Annotated in this window: 1 protein-coding gene; it reads right to left on the bottom strand. The window is 68.7% G+C overall.

Translation table 11 applies throughout. The features are described from left to right. Nucleotides 1–677: IS5 family transposase (locus tag AB1460_RS38080; protein ID WP_368967461.1), on the bottom strand; the 677-nt coding region annotated here is incomplete at its 3' end. Between the last annotated feature and the right edge of the window lie 3 nt (nucleotides 678–680).

Genomic DNA, 680 nt, shown 5'->3' with positions numbered 1-680 from the left:
AACATCGGCACCTGCCGCGGAGGGTCCCCGACCCGGGCCCAGGTGGAACGGAATCCACCGTCACGGCGGGACACTATCTGGACACCGATACCGACTGCGTCCCGGGCCCAGTCACGGAACCACTCCCCTCGGTAGCCCTGGTCGGCCCACACATGCCCGAGCCGGGTGAAGACGTCGCAGGCCCGGGACAGCAGCACCATGGCACCCTGGCGGTCGTCCACGCTGGCCGGGCTGACACAGGCCACCAGCACGGTGCCGGCGGTGTCGACGAGCAGATGTCGCTTGATACCACTGACTTTCTTGGCACCGTCGTAGCCGTGCAGCCCACCCCCGTCGGCGGCCCGGACGCTCTGGCTGTCCACGATCCCCGCCCCCGGGGTCGGATCCCGGCCGCCACCGGCGCGGTCGCGTTCCCGCAGCCGGGCCAGGATCTGCTCCCAACGGCCCTCGATCCGCCACCGCCGCCAGTAGTAGTAGACCGTCTGCCAGGGCGGCAGATCATGCGGCAGCAGCCGCCAGGAACATCCAGCCCGTATCCAATACGCCAGCGCGTTCACGATTTCCCGGCGTTCATGCGCCACCGGCCGGCCACCAGGTTTGGGATCGGGAATCAACGGAGCGATCAGCTCCCACTCGACATCAGAAAGATCAGTCGGATACCGGCGCCGCTCGGCCATCAC

Source organism: Parafrankia sp. FMc2 (genome assembly GCF_041008525.1).
GTDB lineage: Bacteria > Actinomycetota > Actinomycetes > Frankiales > Frankiaceae > Parafrankia.
This window is presented reverse-complemented; position numbering and strand designations above follow the sequence as displayed.